25 protein-coding genes are annotated in these 23,767 nt (G+C 42.0%); 2 read left to right on the top strand and 23 right to left on the bottom strand.

Annotated features, from left to right (window positions below):
• The 5 genes from yycI to ABLT31_RS23200 form a co-directional block, all read right to left on the bottom strand.
• Positions 1 to 786 (bottom strand): two-component system regulatory protein YycI, encoded by a 786-nt coding sequence (gene yycI, locus ABLT31_RS23220; RefSeq protein WP_367756205.1) that lies wholly within the window; start codon positions 784 to 786, stop codon positions 1 to 3.
• Positions 731 to 2,116, bottom strand: a complete 1,386-nt coding sequence (locus ABLT31_RS23215; RefSeq protein ID WP_367756203.1) for a YycH family regulatory protein — start codon at positions 2,114 to 2,116, stop codon at positions 731 to 733. The genes yycI and ABLT31_RS23215 overlap by 56 nt, the downstream gene beginning before the upstream one ends.
• Complete coding sequence (gene walK, locus ABLT31_RS23210) at positions 2,106 to 3,971, bottom strand: cell wall metabolism sensor histidine kinase WalK (RefSeq protein WP_367756201.1); 1,866 nt, start codon at positions 3,969 to 3,971, stop codon at positions 2,106 to 2,108. Before walK ends, ABLT31_RS23215 begins: the two co-directional genes overlap by 11 nt.
• A 5-nt stretch (positions 3,972 to 3,976) precedes the next feature.
• Entirely contained in the window at positions 3,977 to 4,675 is a 699-nt protein-coding gene (gene yycF, locus ABLT31_RS23205; protein ID WP_367756199.1) for a response regulator YycF, read from the bottom strand.
• Between the two features lie 100 nt (positions 4,676 to 4,775).
• Positions 4,776 to 6,230 (bottom strand): peptidoglycan DD-metalloendopeptidase family protein, encoded by a 1,455-nt coding sequence (locus ABLT31_RS23200; protein WP_367756197.1) that lies wholly within the window; start codon positions 6,228 to 6,230, stop codon positions 4,776 to 4,778.
• Between the two features lie 187 nt (positions 6,231 to 6,417).
• Here ABLT31_RS23200 and ABLT31_RS23195 point away from each other — a divergent pair, with 187 nt between their 5' ends.
• Positions 6,418 to 6,792 (top strand): hypothetical protein, encoded by a 375-nt coding sequence (locus tag ABLT31_RS23195; RefSeq protein ID WP_367756195.1) that lies wholly within the window; start codon positions 6,418 to 6,420, stop codon positions 6,790 to 6,792.
• A gap of 164 nt (positions 6,793 to 6,956) precedes the next feature.
• Here ABLT31_RS23195 and ABLT31_RS23190 read toward each other — a convergent pair whose 3' ends face one another.
• The 13 genes from ABLT31_RS23190 to ABLT31_RS23130 all read right to left on the bottom strand — a co-directional run bounded on the left by ABLT31_RS23190 (position 6,957) and on the right by ABLT31_RS23130 (position 18,192).
• Positions 6,957 to 8,246: an adenylosuccinate synthase gene (locus tag ABLT31_RS23190; protein WP_367756193.1), complete on the bottom strand. Its 1,290-nt coding sequence runs from the start codon at positions 8,244 to 8,246 to the stop codon at positions 6,957 to 6,959.
• Positions 8,247 to 8,480: 234 nt separating this feature from the next.
• Positions 8,481 to 9,833 (bottom strand): replicative DNA helicase, encoded by a 1,353-nt coding sequence (gene dnaB / locus ABLT31_RS23185; protein ID WP_367756191.1) that lies wholly within the window; start codon positions 9,831 to 9,833, stop codon positions 8,481 to 8,483.
• 28 nt (positions 9,834 to 9,861) lie between these two features.
• The gene (gene rplI / locus ABLT31_RS23180; protein WP_367756189.1) at positions 9,862 to 10,308 is read right to left on the bottom strand and encodes a 50S ribosomal protein L9; all 447 of its coding nucleotides are present in this window, start codon (positions 10,306 to 10,308) and stop codon (positions 9,862 to 9,864) included.
• Positions 10,308 to 12,269: a DHH family phosphoesterase gene (locus ABLT31_RS23175; RefSeq protein WP_367756187.1), complete on the bottom strand. Its 1,962-nt coding sequence runs from the start codon at positions 12,267 to 12,269 to the stop codon at positions 10,308 to 10,310. The genes rplI and ABLT31_RS23175 overlap by 1 nt, the downstream gene beginning before the upstream one ends.
• Positions 12,270 to 12,281: 12 nt before the next feature.
• Entirely contained in the window at positions 12,282 to 13,217 is a 936-nt protein-coding gene (locus tag ABLT31_RS23170) for a YybS family protein (protein WP_367756185.1), read from the bottom strand.
• A gap of 142 nt (positions 13,218 to 13,359) precedes the next feature.
• Positions 13,360 to 13,596, bottom strand: coding sequence for a 30S ribosomal protein S18 (gene rpsR / locus ABLT31_RS23165; RefSeq protein ID WP_367756183.1), 237 nt, complete (start codon positions 13,594 to 13,596; stop codon positions 13,360 to 13,362).
• A 42-nt stretch (positions 13,597 to 13,638) separates the two neighbouring features.
• Positions 13,639 to 14,103, bottom strand: a complete 465-nt coding sequence (ssb, locus tag ABLT31_RS23160) for a single-stranded DNA-binding protein (RefSeq protein WP_367756181.1) — start codon at positions 14,101 to 14,103, stop codon at positions 13,639 to 13,641.
• Between the two features lie 28 nt (positions 14,104 to 14,131).
• Positions 14,132 to 14,419, bottom strand: coding sequence for a 30S ribosomal protein S6 (gene rpsF / locus ABLT31_RS23155; RefSeq protein WP_367756179.1), 288 nt, complete (start codon positions 14,417 to 14,419; stop codon positions 14,132 to 14,134).
• Between the two features lie 133 nt (positions 14,420 to 14,552).
• Positions 14,553 to 15,653: a redox-regulated ATPase YchF gene (gene ychF / locus ABLT31_RS23150; RefSeq protein WP_367756177.1), complete on the bottom strand. Its 1,101-nt coding sequence runs from the start codon at positions 15,651 to 15,653 to the stop codon at positions 14,553 to 14,555.
• A 95-nt stretch (positions 15,654 to 15,748) separates the two neighbouring features.
• Positions 15,749 to 15,949: a DUF951 domain-containing protein gene (locus tag ABLT31_RS23145; protein WP_367756175.1), complete on the bottom strand. Its 201-nt coding sequence runs from the start codon at positions 15,947 to 15,949 to the stop codon at positions 15,749 to 15,751.
• Positions 15,950 to 15,960: 11 nt separating this feature from the next.
• Positions 15,961 to 16,806 (bottom strand): mechanosensitive ion channel family protein, encoded by an 846-nt coding sequence (locus ABLT31_RS23140; protein ID WP_462976529.1) that lies wholly within the window; start codon positions 16,804 to 16,806, stop codon positions 15,961 to 15,963.
• Between the two features lie 50 nt (positions 16,807 to 16,856).
• Positions 16,857 to 17,123: a DUF3343 domain-containing protein gene (locus ABLT31_RS23135; RefSeq protein ID WP_367756435.1), complete on the bottom strand. Its 267-nt coding sequence runs from the start codon at positions 17,121 to 17,123 to the stop codon at positions 16,857 to 16,859.
• 34 nt (positions 17,124 to 17,157) lie between these two features.
• The gene (locus tag ABLT31_RS23130; protein ID WP_367756171.1) at positions 17,158 to 18,192 is read right to left on the bottom strand and encodes a YkvI family membrane protein; all 1,035 of its coding nucleotides are present in this window, start codon (positions 18,190 to 18,192) and stop codon (positions 17,158 to 17,160) included.
• 116 nt (positions 18,193 to 18,308) lie between these two features.
• Here ABLT31_RS23130 and yyaC point away from each other — a divergent pair, with 116 nt between their 5' ends.
• Positions 18,309 to 18,911: a spore protease YyaC gene (yyaC, locus tag ABLT31_RS23125; protein ID WP_367756169.1), complete on the top strand. Its 603-nt coding sequence runs from the start codon at positions 18,309 to 18,311 to the stop codon at positions 18,909 to 18,911.
• A gap of 29 nt (positions 18,912 to 18,940) precedes the next feature.
• Here yyaC and ABLT31_RS23120 read toward each other — a convergent pair whose 3' ends face one another.
• The 5 genes from ABLT31_RS23120 to noc form a co-directional block, all read right to left on the bottom strand.
• Entirely contained in the window at positions 18,941 to 19,657 is a 717-nt protein-coding gene (locus tag ABLT31_RS23120) for a DUF554 domain-containing protein (protein WP_367756168.1), read from the bottom strand.
• A gap of 43 nt (positions 19,658 to 19,700) precedes the next feature.
• A complete protein-coding gene (locus ABLT31_RS23115) occupies positions 19,701 to 20,858 on the bottom strand; it encodes an aminotransferase class V-fold PLP-dependent enzyme (RefSeq protein WP_367756166.1) in 1,158 nt (385 codons plus the stop codon).
• Positions 20,859 to 20,962: 104 nt separating this feature from the next.
• The gene (locus ABLT31_RS23110; protein ID WP_367756163.1) at positions 20,963 to 21,805 is read right to left on the bottom strand and encodes a ParB/RepB/Spo0J family partition protein; all 843 of its coding nucleotides are present in this window, start codon (positions 21,803 to 21,805) and stop codon (positions 20,963 to 20,965) included.
• Positions 21,798 to 22,559: a ParA family protein gene (locus ABLT31_RS23105; RefSeq protein ID WP_367756161.1), complete on the bottom strand. Its 762-nt coding sequence runs from the start codon at positions 22,557 to 22,559 to the stop codon at positions 21,798 to 21,800. Before ABLT31_RS23105 ends, ABLT31_RS23110 begins: the two co-directional genes overlap by 8 nt.
• A gap of 162 nt (positions 22,560 to 22,721) precedes the next feature.
• A complete protein-coding gene (gene noc, locus ABLT31_RS23100) occupies positions 22,722 to 23,543 on the bottom strand; it encodes a nucleoid occlusion protein (protein ID WP_367756159.1) in 822 nt (273 codons plus the stop codon).
• Between the last annotated feature and the right edge of the window lie 224 nt (positions 23,544 to 23,767).

Here is a 23,767-nt window from a genome sequence, read left to right as displayed (position 1 = left end):
TTATTCTTTCTTTGGGAGAGATGGTGCTTTCTCAATGACTCCCGTGATTGCATTGACATAATGGACTTGATTAATGCCATGGACAATCCGCCAGACTGGCGCAATGACTTGAATGTCTGCATCATAAGTATGGCCAAAATAGCCTAGTTCCAAAGCATGAATGGTCTCACCGTAATCTATCATGCCATTTTCAATTAAGGTGCGCAGCGCCGTTAAGGAAGAGATAACTTTTTTCCCTGATCCTTTGTTGACCACTTGTATATACGCTTGACGATAACCTATCACTTTTTGATCGTTATGATTTAGCTCTAATGTTGCACCAAAAAACGGGTAATTCCCCCATTGTTGAAGATACACCATTTTCTCTTGATGTTGAACGCTCGAATCTATTTTATATTGATCAAAGTAAACAATATACTCCGAAAAGATTTTACTTACTTCCCCTCTTACCATGGTTCGAGGCGATGGTAAAGAGCGAATAAATCGGGACTCTAAGAAATGCCCTTCCCATCTCGTATTTTGATTAGGAAGCTGACTGAGCAATCGACTCTGAAAGTTATCATAGCGAACATTCAAGTAATGCATTTCTGGCATTTCTGTGGGTGGTTCAATCGCTAGCTTGATATTCCTCACCTTTAATATATCCTGAAGGCTGGAGGAATTCCCCATGCTTTGCTGCCCGATCTCTACATCATGGCCACGGCTTGTCCACAACTGATAGAGCAAAAAACTATCCAGAAGCAGGAACGCTAGGATCAGTAACGTTTTGGCTCTTCTCCAGTCCATCTGCTCCCTCCTTTTTGGCCGATCTTGCATCAAGGAATAAAGGATCTTTCCCTTCCGATTCAACAATCCATTTCGGGGTTAGCAGTAAATGATGATCATTCACTCTCGCTTCGTATCCTAGATACATGTCTTTCACCTGATTTAGGGATAGACCTAATTCACCTAACCGAGTTAACAGTTCCTCGCCTGACATAATGGTCACATCTTTATGGTCAAAGTAAGTATCCAAATTTAAAAGGGATCGATGGAACTCCACGATATAAGATTGGTTTGATACCACTTCAATAGCACCGGCGTACGTTTCCGATTGTGCGGCATAAACGGGGTAAGCTCCAACATACTGTCGAAATAGGTACGTCTCTTCTGCTTGATTAGAAGGTCTTTTCAATGCCTCGAGCATATACAACCCATTCCAACCCCCATGGTCATTTACAAAATTAACGACGCTATGGTAATGGCTATCCTTAAAAGATGAGGATAGCGACTCTGCTATCGGATCGTAGAAGTGAATAGATGGATAACCTGGCGGGAGCTGGACTGCCTTACTTCCATCGGTATAAATGGTAGTTCCATTTCTTTCCGTTACTTGCCGCGTTACAGATGGATCCACGAAGAGCACTTGCAGCATTTGAGAAATAGGGACCGGCTGATAAAAATATCGATATTCTTTCATCGTCATTCCAGCTTTCGGCAAGTAGATCAGGGATCGGCTATTTCCTAACTCTGTGGGAATGACGGTCGTTTCCTCCAACGGATTTTGCAAGGATAAATAAATTTCATCTAAATCCCGTGGGGTGATCGTTGTTCGAGCTTGGATCATGCGCTCCCCTGCTTGATCCATAAAAAGGGCATAAGCTTCTTTATCGGAATCATCTACATAAATAATTATCCGTTTTGCTGCAGAAAGCATGTTGCCTACTTTCCCTCGAAAGGTAAACAGCTCCTCCATCATGTCCATCGGAATCTCTGTTGCGTAATTGACTTCAATAGCTTTCTTTTGCTGAACAATTTCCTTCCATTGTTCGTCCGAAAGCTCTATTGGAGCAAGATCATAGAAATATAGCTTTTCCATTTCATTTGCAATAACCAGATAATGAGTGGAATCCTTCGTTACCCCTGTATAGCTTTCGTCCCCGTAATGAAGAATAATGGATTTAGGATGGACTAGCTGCCTTAGCTCCTTCTTTTCTCCAACGGGAAGAGGCTCCACATATTCGGCAGGATGGAGATATTCGTATTTGGGCTGGCTGTTCACTAACAACCAGCTCAAAACCAAGCTGGTTACAACTAGGAAATTAAGCAGTACAGTTTTTCCTTTATCAACCCACATGCCGATCCTCCACTCTTCCTTTCAGTTCTTTTTCCGTTGCGGCAGCTAATGGCAGGGTAAAGGTTACTTTCGTCCCTTGATTGATCTCACTCTCAATCGTGATGTCTCCTTGATGAGCGAAGATAATTTCTTGGGCAATAGATAATCCGAGTCCTGTTCCTCCCATCTCTCGTGAACGTGCTTTATCTACACGGTAGAACCGCTCAAATATCTGAGTTAAATCCCTTTTCGGAATCCCAACCCCTTCATCCCCTATTTCAATAGCCATCATCTTCTTCTCTTTGATGACAAAAGCACGAATTGAAAGGGAAGTTTCACGATAGGAGTATTTCACTGCATTGGAAAGCAAGTTATCCATCACCTGAGCTAGACTATCAGGGTCGGCATAAACTGTAGGCAGTTTTTCTTCCAGTTCTAGTTTAACTTCTAGGCCTTTTTGTTGAAATTGTACCGAAAACCTCTCCAGTGCATGAAGAATGAGATCAGGAATTTCCATGTTCCTCCTTCTCATCGCAGATTGTCTGGAATCTAAACGAGATAGATGCAGCAAATCATTCACTAGGCGTATCATACGGTCCGTTTCGTTTAAGGTCACGTTAATAAAACGCGGGGCAACCTCGGTATCATGGATAGCCCCATCTTCAAGAGCTTCGAGATAACTTTTCAATGTGGTCAATGGAGTTCTCAACTCGTGGGAGACATTAGCGACAAATTCCTTTCGCTGCTTTTCTAATATCTCCTGCTCTGTTACATCTTGCAGAACGGCTATAATGCCTTTACTCATTTGTTCATCTTTTTTCAACTGTCGAAAGGTTGCTTTTAGAATTCTCCGATCCTCATCTCCAGGCGGGAGTACCAGAACAGATCCAATTCCCTTAAACAACAGAAGAATATTATCCTCGTCTTGAGGCAATTGGAGCACATCATAAATCGTTGTTCCTAAAACCGCTTCTTCTTCAACGCTCAGCATCTCCCGCGCTCTCGCATTAATGAGGATCACGCGTCCTTCTTTATCCGTAGCAATGACCCCATCACTCATGTTGGAAAGAATCGAAGATAGCTTTTGTTTTTCTTCTTCATTTTGCGCCAACGCTTCGCGTAAACGCTTAGTCAAATAATTAAAGGCTTCTGCCAATTGGCCGATTTCATCCTTGCTATACACCTTTACTCGACGGTTAAAATCCCCCTCCGCCATAGCTGATGCCTGACGGGTAATTTCTTTAACAGGTGTGGTAATGGTTCTAGCAAGCAAAATACCTAAGCTGCCTGTCATGATAAGAGATATGACCGTGGCGGTTAATAAAATGCCGTTGATCCGTCGCATCGTTTCATACATCTCTTCCATGGAAGCTACCATGTACAAGGCTCCAATGGTTCGAATCCCACTTTTGATCGGAATTGCTAAAACCCGAACAAGCTGTCCAGTTTGCGGTTGAATTTGAGTAGCCTCATAACGGGTACCCAGAAGAGCAAGGTTCACTTCTTCCCTTGTATTTTTTTGTCCAATAATCACCTTGTCCTCTTCTGTTGTGGTCAATACAACCCCATTCCGATCGATGACTTGCACATCAGTGTCACGCAAGGCAAGCAAGTTGTTCACTAGGTAATTAATATCGCTCGTCCGGCTTTCTTCCAGGTCATCTTGCTGGTTTTCCATTTCAATATCCAAATAGCGCTGAAGGTTGACTGCCAATAGATTGGATTGGGTATTCAGGGTTTCTGTAAAGTTATTAATATAGTAATTCTCCACTTCTCGGATAAAGTAAGCTCCGATAACCTGCATCGCAACCAAGATCAACAAAAGATAGATCACGACAACTTTCCATTGGACCGATTTGAAAAATTTAAACCTCATCGCTGCTAAGCCTCATGTTTAAAAACATATCCCAATCCTCTGCGAGTTAATATATAGTTGGGATTACTTGGATCATCCTCAATTTTCTCTCTTAACCGCCTTATCGTTACATCTACTGTACGAGCGTCGCCATAATAATCATACCCCCATACGGATTGAAGCAAATGATCACGGGTTAGAACCTGCTCGCAATGAACAGCAAGATAGTGCAGCAGAGTAAATTCCCTCTGCGTTAATTCAACAGGCTGTCCCGCCTTTTTCACCGTATAAGATACGGAATCAATTTCTAATGAACCTAGCTGAAGGATGTGGTCAGTGCCCTTTTCCTTCTTTGAAATCCCATCAGCCCTCCTCAGATGGGCCTTTACCCTAGCCAGTAATTCACGAGTTCCGAAAGGCTTCGTAACATAATCATCTGCTCCCAGCTCAAGTCCAAGAACCTTATCAATCTCTGAGTCTTTGGCCGTTAACATAATGATGGGCATATTTTGTTCTTTTCTTATCATCTTGCAAACTTCCATTCCATCCTTTTTAGGAAGCATAATATCTAGAAGTATGAGATCCGGATTCTGTTCCCTTGCCAAACGAATGGCTTCTTCCCCATCATAGGCACAGCTGACTTGGTATCCTTCCTTTTCCAAATTAAATTTTAATATATCGGCAATCGGTCGTTCATCATCCACCACTAAAATGAATTTTGCCACTACACCTATACCTCCACTATTGTCCTTCCTTCTATGATACCATGTATACAACGAATTTTTGGCAGAAAAAAACGGCAGCAGTGTTCCTGCTACCGTTTTTTTATCCTCGGAAGAATTTCATCGGGTTTGTATTTGAACCATTCTTTATAATCTCAAAGTGAAGATGGGTACCTGTGGATTCTCCTGTTGAACCCATGACCCCAATTTTATCTCCTTTTTGAACGACCTCTCCAACCGATACATCGACTGAGCTAAGATGCCCATATAACGTCTTGTATCCATTGCCATGATCAATGATAACGGACTTGCCGTAATTGCCATTCCAGCCGGCTTGTATCACTTTTCCATTGTCTGATGCCTTTATGTTTCGGTTGCTTACACCTGCGATATCTAATCCTTTATGCACAGTTCCCCATCTTGGTCCATATCCGCTCGTAATACTTCCCCCATGGGTTGGCCAAGCAAAGCTTCCATCGCCACGATCCGGTTTTACCTTAGTTCCTTTTTGAATGATCATCGTAACAGGCTCTGCTAAGATCTTTTCTTCAATAATCTTTTTCTCAGTTTGGATGCCATTTTCACTTATAAACTGGTAAGTAACCCGCTTACGGCCTTCTTTTCCTTCTTGAACCACTTTTTGATCGCCGCGGAACATAGATTCAGTCGGTTGCACTTCCATTGTGTAATCTATAACTTCCTCGACTTCCTTTTTCACAATCCTCTGCACCGTCAGCTTCGGTTTTGCCGCCGTAACAATCACTTCTTGCCCCAGCTGCAAAAGGGTATCTTCCGTAATACCAGGGTTATTGCGATAAATATCTTCAGAAGTGATATCATATTGGGCTGCAATACAGCCGATGCAATCACCCTCTTGTACCGTATGGATCATTTGTTCAATCGATCCCTTTACCAACAAGGTCTTGAATTCCTCTTTGGTTAGAAGCTCTTCCGGGTTGACCTTACTTTCCTGAATCGTAAAGTCTTCTTTAAATTTAACTTGCACGCTCTCCGTTTCATCCGCTGCTTTTTCAGTCTGGGATTGATCTTGAGCTACAGGTAACGGTCCATACTTCTCCTTTATTTCATCTAGTACCTGATTCATGATTTCCTTGTTGGCGGTATATCCAACAGCTTCACCATCAACAGATAAGGCTTGGGCAGTTACCTTTAGCTCGATTTTATCTTCTAGAGCTTTTAATGTCTGTTCATTCTCTGTACTTGCATTTAATTGGGTTTCTTCTTCAAATTCAATCTTATTCTCTACTTCAATGTCTAGCGGGCCATGAACCGCTTCTTGTCGCAAGATTTGCTTATCAATGTACTGCTGAATCAGATCTGGATGATCCACTGTCCCTATCTCTTCCCCGTCCACATAGACATGGTATAACGTTTGGGAGTTTGCATTATAATAATGGTTAGCTAAACCAGTTCCTGTCACAAACAGGGATACAGCTACTAACCCGCTTGCTGTTTTTGCTTTATTTTTTTTGGCTAAAGCGAGCCCTTGGTTCCACTTCTCATGGATCCAGCTTTTCGCTTTATGAATCCTTTGCATTCTAACCTCCTATAAACTTATGCGACATTTATATGTATATGGACAAAGCAATATGGAAATACTTGATATTTTGGGCATTTTTTCAGACATTAATAAGTTACCATATTGTTGCATAGGGGTTCAAGCATTTTTCTCTTTTTTTATCTGTTTTTCAACAAAATACGACAGAAATAAGGAGGATATTTTCATGAAAGAACGTAATTTCTTAGCAGGTTTTGCATCCATTGATGACGCACAGGCAGCCGAAAAAGCTTTAAGAAAGGCGGGATTTAATGAGGTTCAAGTCGATCCTATCAGCCCTTTTCCAGGTGAAGGCGTTGAGCAACGGATCAATCCTATTACCGGTAACATTCCAGGTCTCCCTCACATGACTTTGGATGCTGACTTTTCCAGTAAATCAGCAAGCATCCTTGCCGCTGCAGACCCTAGTGCAAGCGGTTTTTCGGATGGGGATGGCATGATGCCTGAGGTCAATCAGGGGGTTTTATTAACCGCCGTAGTCCCTGAACAACAAGCTGATCAGGCTGAGCAAATTATTAAGCAGTATGGTGGAAACGTGTAAGAAAAGCTTCTTCTGAAGCCTTTCGAAGATGTAGTATCCATCACTAGATGAATCTTTTCATGCCTCCAGGAAAGTTTTATTCGCTTAAGTACTTTGGCGAATTAAAACTTTCCTTCACGAAAAAAAAAGGATACCTTAACGGTATCCTTCTTTTTTTTTCCTAATTAAAGTCCGTAAACGCTCTTTACCACATTGGTCTGTTCGCGTCCTGGTCCAACAGAGAAGATGGCAATAGGAATGCCAGTTAACGAACTAATGCGTTCGATGTAATGACGGGCATTTTCAGGAAGTTCCTCAAGGGTCTTGCATCCAGTAATATCTTCTGTCCATCCTGGCAATTCTTCATATACTGGCACGCATTCCGCCAACATGTTTAAGTTAGCTGGATAAGATTCAATCAGCTTCCCTTTATAGTTATAAGCTGTACAAATTCTTAATGTCGGAATTCCTGTAAGCACATCCACAGAATTCAAAGAAAGGCCCGTAATCCCGCTCACGCGGCGTGCATGTCGAACTACCACACTGTCAAACCATCCTACACGTCTAGGGCGTCCGGTCGTAGTTCCGTACTCTTTCCCTACTTCACGAATTCGGTTACCGATTTCATCTTGTAATTCCGTTGGGAAAGGACCATCTCCTACACGACTGGTATACGCCTTCGCCACACCGACCACTTGATGAATCTTGGTTGGGCCTACGCCAGAACCAATGGTCACCCCACCAGCAACCGGGTTAGAGGAAGTAACAAACGGATAAGTTCCTTGGTCAATATCCAGCATGACTCCCTGAGCTCCTTCAAATAAAACCCGCTTGCCTGCATCAATCGCATCGTTTAGCACGACAGAAGTATCTGTTACATACGGACGAATCTTGTCGGCAACAGCAAGATATTCTTCCATGATCTCTTCCGCTGCGAATCCTTCTGTTTCATACACCTTTTCTAAGATCCGGTTTTTCTCTTCCAAATTTCTGCGAAGCTTTTTCTCAAACTCATCGCGATCCATTAAGTCAGCCATGCGAATCCCGACACGGGCAGCCTTATCCATATAAGCCGGACCAATCCCTTTTCCGGTTGTCCCGATCTTATTGGCTCCCTTGCTGGCTTCCTCCATACGATCCAACGTCAAATGGTACGGCAAAATGATATGAGCGCGGTCACTGATGCGTAAATTATCAGTGGACACACCATGACTATGTAAATATTCAAGCTCTTGCACCAGTGCCTTCGGATCAACAACCATTCCGTTTCCGATTACACAAATCTTATCTTTATAAAAAATCCCAGACGGGATTAAATGCAATTTGTATTTCTTCCCATTAAATACAATGGTATGTCCAGCATTATTTCCGCCCTGATAACGTGCTACTACTTCCGCTTTTTCCGCCAAATAGTCGGTGATCTTCCCTTTACCTTCGTCTCCCCATTGGGTACCTACGACAACTACAGATGACATCCTGACACCTCCTACTCAAATAACAAACATACCTAGTTTACATCTGAAACTTCATCATGTCAATGAAAACACGAACATTTAAATATGATAAATTTTATTTGTTCGTATAATCTCATCCCTCTATAGGTTTTGCTTTTTTTCCTTTTTTTACACCTAAAACAAAGGGTCTTTAGCACTAAAACAAAATCTCCGGTACGCTTTTGTGATTACAAAGCAAACCGGAGATTTGTTATGTTACATTGCAGGCTCTTGATGAGACTGATCCAAACTGACGAATTTATTGAATTCCTTCAAAAAGGCGAGCTTGACTGTACCTGTTGGACCGGCACGATGCTTACCAATGATGACTTCAATAATGTTTTTCTCTTCAGTTTCTTTATCATAGTAATCTTCCCGATATAAGAAAGCAACAATATCGGCGTCCTGCTCAATGGCTCCAGATTCACGGATATCTGAGAGCATAGGACGCTTGTCCTGACGCTGCTCTACGGCACGGCTTAGCTGGGATAATGCGATAACGGGACAGTTGAGTTCACGTGCCATCAATTTAAGCGTACGAGAAATCTCTGATACTTCCTGCTGACGGTTATCCCCGCCAGCCTTTCCGGAAATCAACTGAAGATAATCAATAAGTACCAAGCCCAGATTGCCCTGCTCCTGCAGCAAGCGGCGGCATTTGGACCGGATATCAGCAGCGGTCACGCCTGGGGTATCATCGATAAAAATGGGGGCTTTAGACAGGGTCCCAATCGACATCGTCAGCTTTCTCCAATCCTCTTCATCTAAATAACCCGTACGTATTTTACCCGCATCAATATTTCCTTCAGCGCAGATCATACGCATCACGAGCTGGGCCGCACCCATCTCCAAACTAAAAACGGCTACCGTCTCTCCTGCCCGCGTAGCGATATTTTGAGCTACATTCAAAGCAAAGGCCGTTTTCCCCACAGCTGGACGTGCAGCCAGGATAATGAGATCACTTCGGTGCAACCCTGCTGTCATCTTATCTAGATCAGGATATCCGGTAGGAATACCTGTAATTTCCCCTTTTTTAGTGGAAAGCATTTCAATCCGCTCGTAAGCATCCATGAGGACGTTGCGAATATGCTGGAATCCTCCCTTAGAACGCTTCTGGGAAATTTGCATGATGTTCTTTTCCGCATCAGAAAGCAAATCCCCTAGATCCTCCGACTGATTATAACCATCCGTTACGATTTTTGTCGCGGTTCGAATTAATTGACGCAGAACCGCTTTTTGCTCGATGATTCGACAATAATACTCGATATTGGCAGCCGTTGGAACGGAATTGGCCAAATCCGTTAAATAAGTGACACCCCCAACATCCTCTAGCTGCTTTTTGGTTTCCAACGACGCTGTTACCGTAACAAGGTCTACCGGCTCTGACCGTTCCCCCAATTCTATCATCGCTTGATAGATTCTCTGATGAGCAGGGCGATAAAAATCTGAAGGTGTCAATATCTCGCTGGCTGATACTAATGCTTCATGCTCCAAAAAAATAGCCCCTAATACGGCTTGTTCAGCTTCAATATTATGGGGCGGAGTTCGATCAGCAAGGATATCGCTCACAGTACTCACCTCGCTTGTATTTTTCTAATTAGTTTTCTTCAACAACGTGAATATTAAGAGTTCCCATAACTTCTGGATGCAGCTTCACAGGAACCTTCGTGTATCCTAGAGTTTTAATCGGTTCATCCAAGACCAGCTTACGCTTATCGATATCTAGCTTGGCTTTCTTTAGGGCATCAGCAATTTGCTTTGTAGATACTGCCCCGAATAGACGTCCACCCTCGCCTGTTTTGGCTGGAATCGTAATCGTAACATGTTCTAGTTCTTTTGCAAATACCTCAGCTTGTGCCTTTTCTTCCTCTTTCTTCTTATCAGCACTCTTCTGGCGCTGCTCATAAGTCTTCACATTGCCTCCAGTGGCTTCTACCGCCAAACCTTTTGGAAAAAGAAAATTGCGAGCATATCCTTCAGATACTTCCACCATTTGTCCTTTTTTCCCTTGGCCTTTAACATCCTGCTGCAAAATGACTTTCATTATTTTGTACTCCCCTCTTCATGATATTTCTTGATAAGGCCTCTTAATTTCTTTACGGCCTCATCAATGGACATCTCTTTCACTTGGGTTGCGGCATTGGTCAAATGTCCCCCGCCTCCCATTTGTTCCATAATCATTTGGACATTGATATCCCCAAGAGACCTGGCACTGATTGCAATCATGTTATCAGGCCGCTTGCAGACAACAAATGAAGCCTGAATACCTGACATCGTCAACACGGTATCTGCCGCTTGGGCTATGAGCACCTGACTATAGGCTTCATCTGGTTTCCCAATAGAAATGGCAAAGACATCATAGAGAACTTCTGTGTTTTGTACAATCTCTGAGCGTTTTATATATTGGTTTAAATCTTCCTTTAGCAGGCGCTGTACAATCGCCGGCTCTGCCCCATTGCGCCGCAAGAACGACGCCGCTTCAAACGTACGCGCTCCTGTGCGGAAAGCAAAGCTCTTTGTATCGACAACCATTCCCGATAATAAGGCGGTTGCTTCCAAGCTATCCATGTTAAGTTTTTCGCTTTGATATTGTAAAAGCTCCGTGACTAATTCGCAAGTTGATGAAGCATAGGGCTCAATATAAACAAGAACAGGATCCTCTACAAACTCCTCAGACCGTCGATGATGGTCAATCACCATGACTCGATTGGACAATTGCAGCAGTTTAGGTTCAATCGCCATGGATGGACGGTGCGTATCTACTAATACAACCAAAGTTCGGATAGTTGCCATCCCTATGGCTTGCTCCGGTGTTACAAAGTAATCCGAAAGATATTCATGCTCCTCCACAGCTGCCATCAAGCGGTCGATCGAAGGGTTTACTTTATCTAAGACAATATGGCCTTTTCTTTCATTCGCGAGCACTGCCTTAAGAACCCCAATGGAAGCCCCTATGGCATCCATATCCGGGAACTTATGCCCCATCACCAGAACCTTATCGCTTTCTAGAATGAGATCACGCAGGGCATGCGAAATCACTCTGGCTCTTACCCTCGTCCGCTTTTCAACGGCATTGGACTTCCCGCCATAGAAAGTCATTTTTTCTCCCTGCTTTACCGCGGCCTGATCTCCACCCCGTCCAAGTGCGATATCCAAGCTGGATTGAGCCATTTCTCCAAGCTTCGGGTAGTCTACATCTCCCGCTCCAATTCCGATGCTTAACGTAATGGGAATCTTATTTTTGGCTGTCATTTCCCGGACAACATCTAATATGTCAAAGCGTGTATCTAACAATTGTTGAAGAGTCGCTTCATCTAGTATGCCGAGGAACTTATCTGATGCAAAACGTCGAATATAAATTTTGTGCTTGTGGCCCCATTCATTAATAGCCCCTGTAACATTGGCCAAGATGATGCTTCGACTTTGGTCATCCATCCCTTGTGAAACCTCATCTAGATTATCTAAATGGATAATGGCCAAAACGATCTTTTCTTCATTATATCGAAGGTGCAGCTCCCGGAACTCGGTCATATCCTTAAAGTACAGCAATCTCTCCTCCGGCCGAACCAACACTTCATATATTCTTTTATTAACGGTGATTTCCACTTCTTTCTTTCCAGGAGCGATTTCTGCTAATTGGGGAAGAACATCCAGCATGTTTTGCCCAGCCAGCAGCTCTTTTCCCGTTATCCCTACCATATAAGGGTTGAACCACTCGATTTTCTTATCCTCGCTATACAGCAGGATTCCAATGGGCATCTCTGTGAGAACTTCATCACCCGCTTTTTTTACCCGGTGGCTCAATGTCTGGATGTAGGTTTGTAAGTCTTGCCGGAAAGCCTGTTCAGCCTTATAGATAAAGAAAGCTAACCCTACAAGCGACAACAGCCCTGTCGTTGCCGCAGCCCAATTATAAAAAGATAATACCCCTACTAAAATAATACTTATAATAAAGGCAATTATCATATGTAATCCATGCCAACGCTTCAGGAGGAATTTCTGCATAGATTCAGCTCCTTATTTTTTGCTCGACTGCTTACGCAAATCAATTCCTAAGTCAAGTATTCCCAATAAGACTAGTATAAAAGGGAATGGTGGAAAAATAAATACCAAGACCACGGCCAAGATAGGAATTCCTTTTCCCCAACCTTTTTTGTGGGAAAAGAAGAACAGGAAGCTTAATCCCTGAATGATCATCATGATATCTAATATAGGCTTAATGTTAAGTATGATGGTCTCCCAAAAGTCTCCTCGTTGTGCCCCAATAGCCATCGAAGCAACCAAGACCGCCAAGTAGTAATACATGATCGATTTAGGCCATCTCCACTCTCTAAATGGAGGAAAAGCAGGTACGGAAGTCCCTAATCTATGTAGCACCTTACGTGAAAACCAATGATTGATAATCGCAAACTGGGCAGACCCCAAAATCAGCAGCATGGGCACCATCTTCCCGATCATTGCCACCAGGTTTGTAAGCATCTCCACTTGCTCATCATCCGTTGGGCCTATTTGTTCCATAATGGATCGGCTCATCTGAATCGATTGGTTCATCATTTCTTGAATCGTAGTCACTGGGTTGATGTTTAGGAAGTAATAGCTCACAACTAGACTTCCTAATAAAAAGACCAGACTGGCTAAAGTCCCCCCAATAAATACCTGAAATGCACTTTTCTTCTGCCGATATAATACTCCCATGACGACCCCTATCATTCCAGCAAATAACGCGCTAAAAATGGAAGGTAGAGCACCGATAAAAATCGTGAGCAATCCACTTGCAATCACCACAAGCACAGATTTTTTCAAATCATGTCTTGCAGCATAAATCGTAAAAGGAACTGGCAAAGCCATCGCTGTTACAATTCCTATCGGGGTATAAATCGTGGTAAACATCAGCACTAGAAAAATACCGCTAATTAAGGCCCCTTCAAGCATCGAACGAACATTATTTTGCAAAGACATCCGCTCCTCATAAAAACAATACTATTATACAGTATAGTCGTACAAAAACTTCGCTAGCACCCAGCCAGAACTTTTTCCGCTTGAAATTCTGACAGTATGAGAAAAAGGGGACACAAGCAGTGCCCCCTTTTTTCTTTTAAGATTCAGTTGTGTATGGTAACAAAGCGATTTGACGAGCACGTTTGATCGCTCTAGTTAACTGACGCTGATACTTCGCAGAAGTTCCAGTCACACGGCGAGGAAGGATCTTCCCACGCTCGCTAACGAATTTCTTTAGCGTATCAATATCCTTGTAATCGATCTTAGTGATCTTGTTTACTGTGAAATAACACACCTTACGGCGCTTACCACGTTTTCCTCTTGGGGCTGCCATGCTTATCCCTCCTTCTTTAGGCTTTTATTCCTGTCATGCTGATTAAAACGGCAAATCATCGTCAGAGATATCTACAGTCTTGCTTTCATTAGCAAAGGGGTCATCCGAGCGATCAAAACCGTATCCTCTTCCTGGGTTAGAAGCTGGTGGTGCTGAGTATCCACTTCCGCCGCTTTCTCTTCTTTCTCCAGCAGGAGATAAAAATTGAACGTTTTCCGCGACTACTTCGGTTACATATACGCGCTTCCCTTCCTTATTATCATAAGAACGGGTTTGCAAGCGACCATCGACTCCGGTTTGAGAACCCTTTTTCAGGTACTGGGCACACAATTCTGCGGTCTGCCTCCAGGCTACGACACTGATAAAATCGGCTTCCCTTTCCCCTTGTGCGTTCTTAAACTGCTTGTCTACCGCTATTGTAAAAGTAGTTACAGCAACTCCAGATGGCGTATATCTCAACTCAGGGTCCCTAGTCAATCTTCCCACAAGAATGACGCGATTAATCACTATTACCCCTCCCCCTCAGGACTACAGATTATTCTTCTTCTCTAACAATCAAATAACGGATAACGTCGTCAGAAATCTTCATGATCCGCTCTAATTCATTTACCGCTTCAGGATTTGCCTTGAAGTTGGTTAAAGTATAGTAACCATCACGGTTTCTATCGATTTCATAAGCAAGACGGCGCTTACCCATATCGTTTACCTTTGTAAGTTCTCCGCCACGATCTGTGATGATGGAATTGAAACGCTCATTATTCGCTTTTCTCTTCTCTTCCTCAACATCAGGGCGTTGAATGTACATTAATTCATAGTTACGCATCTGATTCACCTCCTTTTGGACTAGACGGCCCTCTTCTCAGGGCAAGGAGCGAGTAAAAACTTGTTCTTTTTCGACTCGCATTTTCGTATTATAACAGAAGTGATTTTAGAATACAACCCTTTTTCTGATCATCTTAAACATTGAATCGGAAATGCATAACATCTCCATCTTGCACAACGTATTCTTTTCCTTCTAACCGAACGAGACCTTTTTCTTTCGCGGCATTCATCGAACCAGAATTTACAAGATCTTGATAAGCTACAACCTCCGCTCGAATAAATCCGCGTTCAAAATCCGTGTGAATAACGGCAGCTGCCTGAGGAGCTTTCGTTTGCCGGCGAATCGTCCATGCTCTTACTTCCTGTACTCCAGCTGTAAAATAGGTGATTAGTCCAAGCAGGCTATAAGCAGCCCGGATAAGGCGATCTAATCCTGACTCTTCGAGTCCTAGCTCCTCCAAGAACATCTTTTTGTCCTCGCCTTCTAACTCAGCGATTTCTGCTTCAACTTTAGCACTAATGACAACTACTTCCGCTCCTTCTTCAGCGGCGAAATCGCGCACTTTTTGAACGAGGGGATTGGAATCCGCTTCAAGCAGCCCATCTTCGCTAACGTTAGCAACATAAAGAATTGGCTTCATAGTAAGCAAATGAAGATCTCTCACAATAAGTCTTTCATCATCAGTCAGGTCCACACTTCGCGCAGGCTTGTCCGACTCAAAGGCATCTTTCAGTTTGGTCAGCACATCAAGCTCGAGCTTCGCTTCCTTGTCACCTGACTTGACCTTACGCCCTAACCTGTCAATTTTTTTCTCGACTGAATCCAAATCAGCCAGGATCAGTTCCAGGTTAATGACTTGAATATCACTGATAGGATCTACCTTCCCTGCAACGTGCGTGATATTAGGATCTTCAAAGCAACGCACGACATGAGCAATCGCATCTACTTCACGAATATGGGATAAGAACTTATTCCCTAATCCCTCCCCACGGCTAGCCCCTTCAACAAGTCCCGCAATGTCGACAAATTGAAAAGCCGTAGGAACTGTTTTCTTAGGTACAACAAGCTCTGTTAATTTATCCAAGCGCTCGTCTGGCACTTCAACTACCCCTACATTCGGATCAATGGTACAAAAAGGGTAGTTAGCCGATTCTGCACCTGCTTGGGTTATTGCATTAAATAACGTGGACTTCCCGACATTCGGCAAGCCGACAATACCTACTGATCTAGACATGGGTCTACGCACTCCTCTATTTCAACTTTATCCATCACTTCTTGAAAATGACACACTTTCCCTATTATATCCTAACATGCAGCTTTCCGAAAAGCTCATGAATCCGTGGCGGTTTTCAAAACCTTTTTCATTTTTTTCTCAAACTCTAGCCTAGGTATCATCACGCTATGATCACAGCCTGTACATTTGATCCGAATATCCGCCCCCATGCGAATGACCTTCCATGCATTCACTCCACACGGATGAGGCTTTTTCATTTCAACTACATCCCCTAAAGCAAATTGCTTTCTCTCCATTGATACTCCTCCTACACTTGTACCTTTTCTTTAGCATTTGGGATGGTGACTAGTTTTGGGTAAGGTATTTCTATACCTCTCTCATCAAAGATTTTCTTTATCATTGCCCTTAATTTACGATTTGCAGCAAAATGCCCCATAGGCTTGCAGTCCGCTGTGAGACGGATGACGACCTCTGACGGTCCGAAATTATGAACCCCTAAAACATTAGGAACATTTATTAATTCATCAATTTGTTGTGGTGCCTTTTCCAATTCTTCCTTTAAAACATTAATAACTCTATCTACATCCTCTTCGTAGGCTATACTCACATCAAGTACAGCTATACTGTTTTGTGTTGAAAAGTTTGTTACTTCTGTAATCATACCATTAGGAATAATGTGCATTTCGCCAGTAAGCCCTTTTATCTTCGTGATTCGAAGCCCTATTTCCTGTACGGTTCCGGAAACATTCCCTGTAGTGATGTAGTCTCCCACTGCAAACTGATCTTCAAAAATAATGAAAAATCCCGTGATTACATCACGAACTAAATTTTGCGCTCCGAAACCTACGGCTAATCCGACAACTCCAGCACTGGCTAGTACAGGCGCCAAATTAAACCCTAGCTGGGTTAAAATTGAAAGGATGGCTACAAAATAGATCACGTAAGTCAACACGTTTATAGCCAAACTGCGCATGGTTTCCAATCGTCGTTCATCTACCTGAAATTTTCCTCGTTGCTTGAAAATCCGATTGATAGCACCTGAGATGACTTTCACCAAGATATTTGCAACAAGATAGATGAATAAAATTTTAATTATAGTTTTCCCTACGGTAATCCACATGGCGGTATCGGTTATGTACCGATACATTTCCATGTAGACCGTTTCAAACCACCTACTGGACTCTTTTATCTGTTCTTCCAACTCTACCCCTCCACTTCTTTATGCCAATCAATTGGCTTATATCCTTCTTCACTCCTCTGAAAAAATCCTCTTACCTCTACCTTCTCATTGTGAATGATTTGGGCCGCTACGGAAAGATCCTTTTCCGGAAATTCAATGGATAAGGCACATCCGGCTGTAATTTCTTTGGGAGTTGGCCGTGTATCAATATCAATATCTGCAAATTCAAGAAGCATCTCTGTTCGAATTGCTTGTTGAGTTGAATCAAAAGCGATTAAGATCGTGGCCATAGCTCTTTCCTTTCTCCATTCAAACAAACCTATTCTATGATCTGTTTTCCATCCTTCTACTAATAGGATATAAAATTAACAAGCCTAAGACAAATAAATTCAGCACACCATAGACCGGATACAACACACTCACCAAAGTAGAAAATCCAAATTGACTTAAGGGAATCATAAGAATAATTAGGACCAAGGTCATTAGCCAGGAGGGAAATGGTAATACGGAAGAAACCCTTGATACTATTCCATGAACTCCACTAAGAGCCGTGGTGTAAATAGCCAACCAAAGAATGACAGAAACCACGACAATCATTTCTGTTGGGTATCCTTGCAGTAAAGAAAACAATGGAATTTCATAAGTCCCGATTTCTTCAGACATTTGCATTAGAGAGTAATTCATTAACATAGCAATAGAGGCTAAACCAACCGTACTAACCAAGCCTGCAAGCCACAATTCCCTTTTCGTTTTCAATTCCCCACCTAGTGTAGAAAGAACAGCAATAAGAGGGACAATATTTAAGGCAGCATAAGTGATTCCAGATGGCCATGAGTTCGCTTCGATTGGCGTCGCTTGCTCTACTTCTTGATATCCGACAATGAATCGGATGCAGACAAATAGCAAAACCCCAACGAGCACCGGAATAATGAAAGACTGAATCGAAACTAAGCCTTCCACATCGAATAAGAGAACAATGAAAACCATCACGGCAATAAACAAGACACCGATCATGTACGAGTAATTCCACTGCGCAAACGTGGCTCCACTACCGGCAAACATCACAACAGACATCGAAAGCAAATATAACATAGTTAATATATCAAATAAAGCGGCAAGCCTCTTTCCCATCAGCGTCTCCAAAATGGCGTAATAATTTTTAGTTTGTTGGCTTTGACTAATGAAAAGAACCACCGTAACTGTAACCAAAAACAGAATCATAGCTAAAAGCAAACTGTATTGGCTATCTTGTCCATAAGACCCAAAGAACTCCCAAACCTCTCTTCCCGATGCAAACCCTGCCCCTATCGTCGTCCCAATAATCGTCAAACCGATCTTTGTTGATCTCCATAAACCCACTTGGACACACCTCCCTTATAAAAACTTTATGTAAGGGTTGTTTTAAGAATGTCCAAATGTATATTATTTTTTGATTTTCCGTATACTATTAATACTTATTTTTCCAGGAGGTACCTATGAAGCGCAAACCGTTTTTTCAAGCGTACCCTATCTCCCCATTTAAGATAGAATACACCCATGACGATGCTGTGGACGCACTTACTCATGATCTTAATAAAAGAATGCATGCCTGTAGACCTTTCACTGAAGTTGTTGCTCTATGCATTGGAACGGATCGCTCTACCGGGGATGCCTTAGGTCCTCTTGTCGGTACGCAACTAGAAAGAATGGGTCCACGAGGCTTAAAAATCTATGGAACAATAGATGAACCCGTCCACGCTGTGAACCTAAAAGATAATATCGAAAAAATAGAAAAAAAACATCCTTACGCATTAGTTATTGCAGTAGATGCTTGTTTAGGACAATTTAATAGCGTTGGCAATATTACCATAGCACACGGCCCACTCAAGCCTGGTGCGGGCGTAAAGAAAGATCTGCCTGAGGTGGGTAATTTCCACATTACAGGAATTGTAAATATCGGAGGATTTATGGAGTATTTTGTACTTCAAAACACTCGTTTAAGTATTGTTATGAGAATGGCAGATACCATTGCTCATTCCCTTTATAAATCTACTCAGCAGTTATTTAATTCAGAAACAAAAAGCTCAACAGCCTTTTAGTGCTATTGAGCTTTATTTTTTATATTGGGTTATCCAAAAAGGGAAGATACCTTTGTTAGAAATGGCACCATTAAGGCCGCAATGATAATAGCTGGAAGCAAGTTGGCTACATTTACTTTTTTCACTTCCAAGATATTTATCCCAATTCCTATAATGAGAATACCACCAACCGCTGTAATTTCCGATATAATGGCATCCAGCATTTCTTTGCTTAACAACAAGGATATAAACGTTGAAGCAACCGCAATTACACCTTGGTATAGAAAGACTGGAATCGCTGAGAACATGACCCCTATTCCAAGGGTGGAGGTAAAAATGATAGCTGAAAACCCATCTAACAATGACTTGGTATAAAGAATATCATGATTTTGTCTTAAGCCGCTATCCATAGCTCCAAGTATCGCCATAGCTCCTACACAATAAACCAGGGTAGCCGTAACAAAACCATTAGCAATATTTCCTTTTGCCTTCCCGCCAATTTTCCTCTCCAACCACTGACCCAATTCATTTAACCAGTGATCGATGCGCATTAACTCTCCTAACACTCCACCAAGTACGATACTAAATATTAAAACAAGAAAGTTTTCCGTTTTTAACGCCATTGTAAGTCCTAACAGACCCACAGCTATACCAATCCCTTGCATCACTGTCGTACGGATCCCATCACTGATCCGTGAGAACACACTCCCCAGAAGTGCCCCACAAATAATTGCTACTGCATTAATAATTGTGCCCCACAAAACCATTACTTCACTTCTCCCTCTTCAAACTCATTTCACAAAAAACATTTTAATCCCCCAGTTTTTCGCATATCTCTCTTATAGCTTTAACTAATAAATCCACATCATCTATCGTGTTAAAAAAACCGAAACTTGCCCTGACAACTCCTTGATTTAAGGTACCAATGGTTTCGTGACCTAGTGGTGTACAATGATAGCCTGATCGAACAGCAATGCCGTACTCTTGATCTAAAATAAAAGCCACCTCAGAAGCATCTAACCCTTCTATAGAAAAAGCTACAACAGCTGCTCTTTCGATTTCTTTTTTCGGTCCGTAAACTGTGACCCCTTTTATATTTTCTAATCGAGCAAGAAGCTCATAGGTAAGCTGAAACTCTTTCTCTCTAATCTTTTCTAATCCTGTTTTGAGAACAAAATCCACTCCTGCTCCCAGGCCAGCTAGTCCTACTGTGTTTTGTGTCCCGCTTTCATAACGATCCGGTCTTGTTACAGGTTGTTCAATTGATTCCGAATGGCTACCAGTCCCCCCCACGAGGAGAGGGTCTAAATCCAGGTCAGGATGTATATAGAGACCTCCCGTCCCTTGAGGCCCATACAAGCCTTTATGTCCAGGAAAAGCAAGTAAATGAATGTTCAATTTTTCTACATCAATAGGGAAAACGCCGGCCGATTGAGAGGCATCCACCATAAATGTCACTTGATGTTTATTACAAAGCTGCCCAATCTCTTCAATAGGAGTAAGAACACCAATGAGGTTAGACGCATGACTGACTACAACAAGCCTTGTGTTGGGTTTAAATTCCTTTTCAAAGCTGGTTAAATCAAAACAAAAATCTTCATTTGGTTTTACATAGGAAATCTCTACCCCTAGAATTTCACGTAATAATTCAAGTGGTCTTCTCACAGAATTATGTTCCAAGCTTGAGGTTATTACATGGTCTCCTGATTTAAGCAATCCCCTTATCCCAAGATTAAGGGCAGCTGTCGCATTTAAAGCAAAGGCAATATCATTAGGATTAGAAATCCGGAAAAGCTGCGCCAACTTCACCCTCGTAAAGAATAAAGCCTTACTTGCTTTAAGGGCAAGTTGATGCCCTCCCCTTCCTGGATTTGCTGCGTAATGATCTAAACACTCATTCATCGCTTCTTTTACCGAAGATGGTTTAGGCCATGTTGAGGCCGCATTATCCAAATAAGTAATTTGCATAAGATCACTCCTTATTAAGCTAGAAACCGAATAAGTTGAATATAATAAAAGAAAAAAAGAAAAGGCTATGCGGATAGCCTCCCAACATAACCAACATTTTTACTTTACCCTTTTTGAATAATTTCCATGATTCGTTCCAAATCCTCATCCGTAAAAAATTCAATTTCTATTTTCCCTTTTCCTTTTCCTCTCTTAATTTGCACAGAGGTAGCAAAGGTATCCCTTAACTTCTCTTCAACTTGCGACAAAAACACATCTTTTTTCGGCTTCTCTTTTGTTTCACGTGAAACAGGCTGAGAATAGGTTTTTATCATCTCTTCGACTTGTCTAACACTCAAATCTTTTTTAATGACTTCCTGAGCAATTTTTATTTTCAATCCATCATCTTCTAGCCCTAGCAACGCACGTGCATGACCCATAGAAAGTGTTCCACGTGAAACAAAATCTTGAATTTCTTGCGGAAGCTGCATTAAACGCAGGAAATTGGCTACATGCGGTCGGCTCTTCCCCACCTTTTTCGCTAATTCCTCTTGAGTCAGCGAAAAATGCTTCATTAGCTTCTCATAGGCGAGAGCAACTTCGATAGCATTTAAGTTTTCTCGCTGTAGGTTTTCAATGAGGGCAATCTCCATAATCTGCTCATTGGAAAACTCCCGAACAACAACTGGTACCTTACTTAACCCTGCTTTCTCTGAAGCTCTTAACCGGCGTTCTCCAGCAACCAACTCATAGCCCTTAATACTTTTCCTAACAATGATTGGCTGGATCACTCCGTGTTCTTTTATTGATTCAGCAAGTTCTGCTAACGCTTTTTCATCAAAGTCTTTTCTAGGTTGATAAGGATTGGGTCGAATTTCCGAATGAGGAACCTCTACAATCTGATCATTCTCTTCCACTTCAAGCGCTGGAATTAAAGCATCTAAACCTTTCCCTAGCCTTTTAACCAACTCCCAACACCTCCCTAGCTAAATCCATATAAACCTCCGCACCTCGTGACCTGGAATCATAGGAAATGATCGCTTGGCCATGACTCGGCGCTTCACTTAAACGGACATTACGAGGAATGACAGCCTGATAGACTTTTTCTCGAAAATACTTTTTCACTTCCTCGATAACCTGAATCCCAAGATTCGTACGCGCATCAAGCATAGTCAATAAAATACCTTCAATTTGCAGCGATGTATTTAAATGTTTTTGTACCAATCTTATTGTATTAAGAAGTTGGCTTACTCCTTCTAAAGCATAGAACTCACACTGGATCGGTATCAAAACAGAGTCCGATGCCGTTAAAGAATTAACCGTTAGTATTCCTAGGGAAGGAGGACAGTCAATGAAAATATAATCATATTTATCACGGATTGACTCCATTGCTTTTTTCAAGCGAACCTCACGAGAAATCGTAGGAACTAACTCTATTTCAGCTCCAGCCAATTGAATAGAAGCTGGTAGGACAAATAAATTATCTACTTCAGTTGGAATGATAGCATCTAATGGGTCGATATCGTTAATGAGGACATCATAAATGCAATATCTAATATCTGCTTTATTAATCCCTATTCCACTTGTTGCATTTCCTTGCGGGTCGATGTCAATTAAAAGTACCTTCTTACCTAAAGTTGCTAGACAGGCACTCAGATTAACTGAAGTCGTAGTCTTTCCTACGCCCCCCTTTTGGTTAGCCACCGCAATGACCTTCCCCATTTCCATTCACCTCTTACTGTCCAAGCATTCACTCTGCACGTTTTCCTACGCATAAAGAGAGCGTTTATAATACAATTTCATCTCTGTTTTTTCTGCTTAAATTATCTTAAAAGAGTCAAATTCTATTGTATCTCATTTCCTTTGTACTGAATAGATGACCAGTTACTTGTTTTTAGGAATCTTAATAGTAATTTGATAAAATTCTTCATAGTCTTCTTCTTCTGATTGAATCGATAGTCCATTTTTCATTACCATGTCAATAGACTGACGTACGGTGTTAATAGCCAATCTTGTATCCTTAGAAAAAGAAACTCTTTTCTTTGGTTTTGGCGGTTCTTTAGCTTCAAGAATTTGCTTAATTCGATTTTCCGTCTGTTTCACATTAAGGTCTTTTTCTAGGATTTCTTCTAGCATTTTGAGTTGCATTCCTTCATCTTTAAGAGCTAGAAGTGCTCTGGCATGTCTTTCTGTTACTTTTCTTTGCAATAGGAATTCTTGTACAGTAGCAGGCAGATTAAGCAATCGCAGCTTGTTCGCAATAGTAGATTGCCCTTTACCTAGTTTCTGAGCTAAACTTTCTTGCGTGAGTTTATGAAGATCTATTAATTTTTGATAAGCAATTGCCTCTTCAATAGCCGTCAGTCCCTCTCGCTGCAAGTTTTCTATTAGAGCAATCGACGCAGCTTGAGAATCACTCAAATCTTTAACAATTGCAGGAATTGTTTCCAACCCCAGTTTTTTTGTGGCACGCCAACGCCTTTCGCCGGCTATCAATTCATATTGACCATTCCGATGTCTGACAACAATAGGCTGTATAATCCCATGTTCTTTAATGGTTACACATAACTCATCGATTCGCTCATCATCAAAAACAGTTCTAGGTTGATATGGGTTGGGAATAATAGCTCTTACAGCAATATGCTTAATTTCATCTTGTTCGTTTTTTTCTGAAAGACCGAATAAACGGGTAAATTGATCCCTCAATTTCGTACACCACCCTATGGGATATATGAAATCTCCTTAGTATTTCAATAGATTATTATCATTTCGTTAAATCATTACACACTTTACTATAATTCGCCAACAGCCCTCTTTTTTCCTGCCAAGCGATTTCTGAATAATGTTCCACGTGAAACAAAGTTCCTAGGGGCGTAGAGAGTAGGGGTGGTCATTACTGAACCACCCCTCTCAATAAACCGTGCAAGCGG

The organism is Ammoniphilus soli (assembly GCF_040813775.1).
The sequence above is the reverse complement of the archived record's forward strand: the minus strand, read 5'-3'. Positions and strand labels throughout refer to the sequence as shown.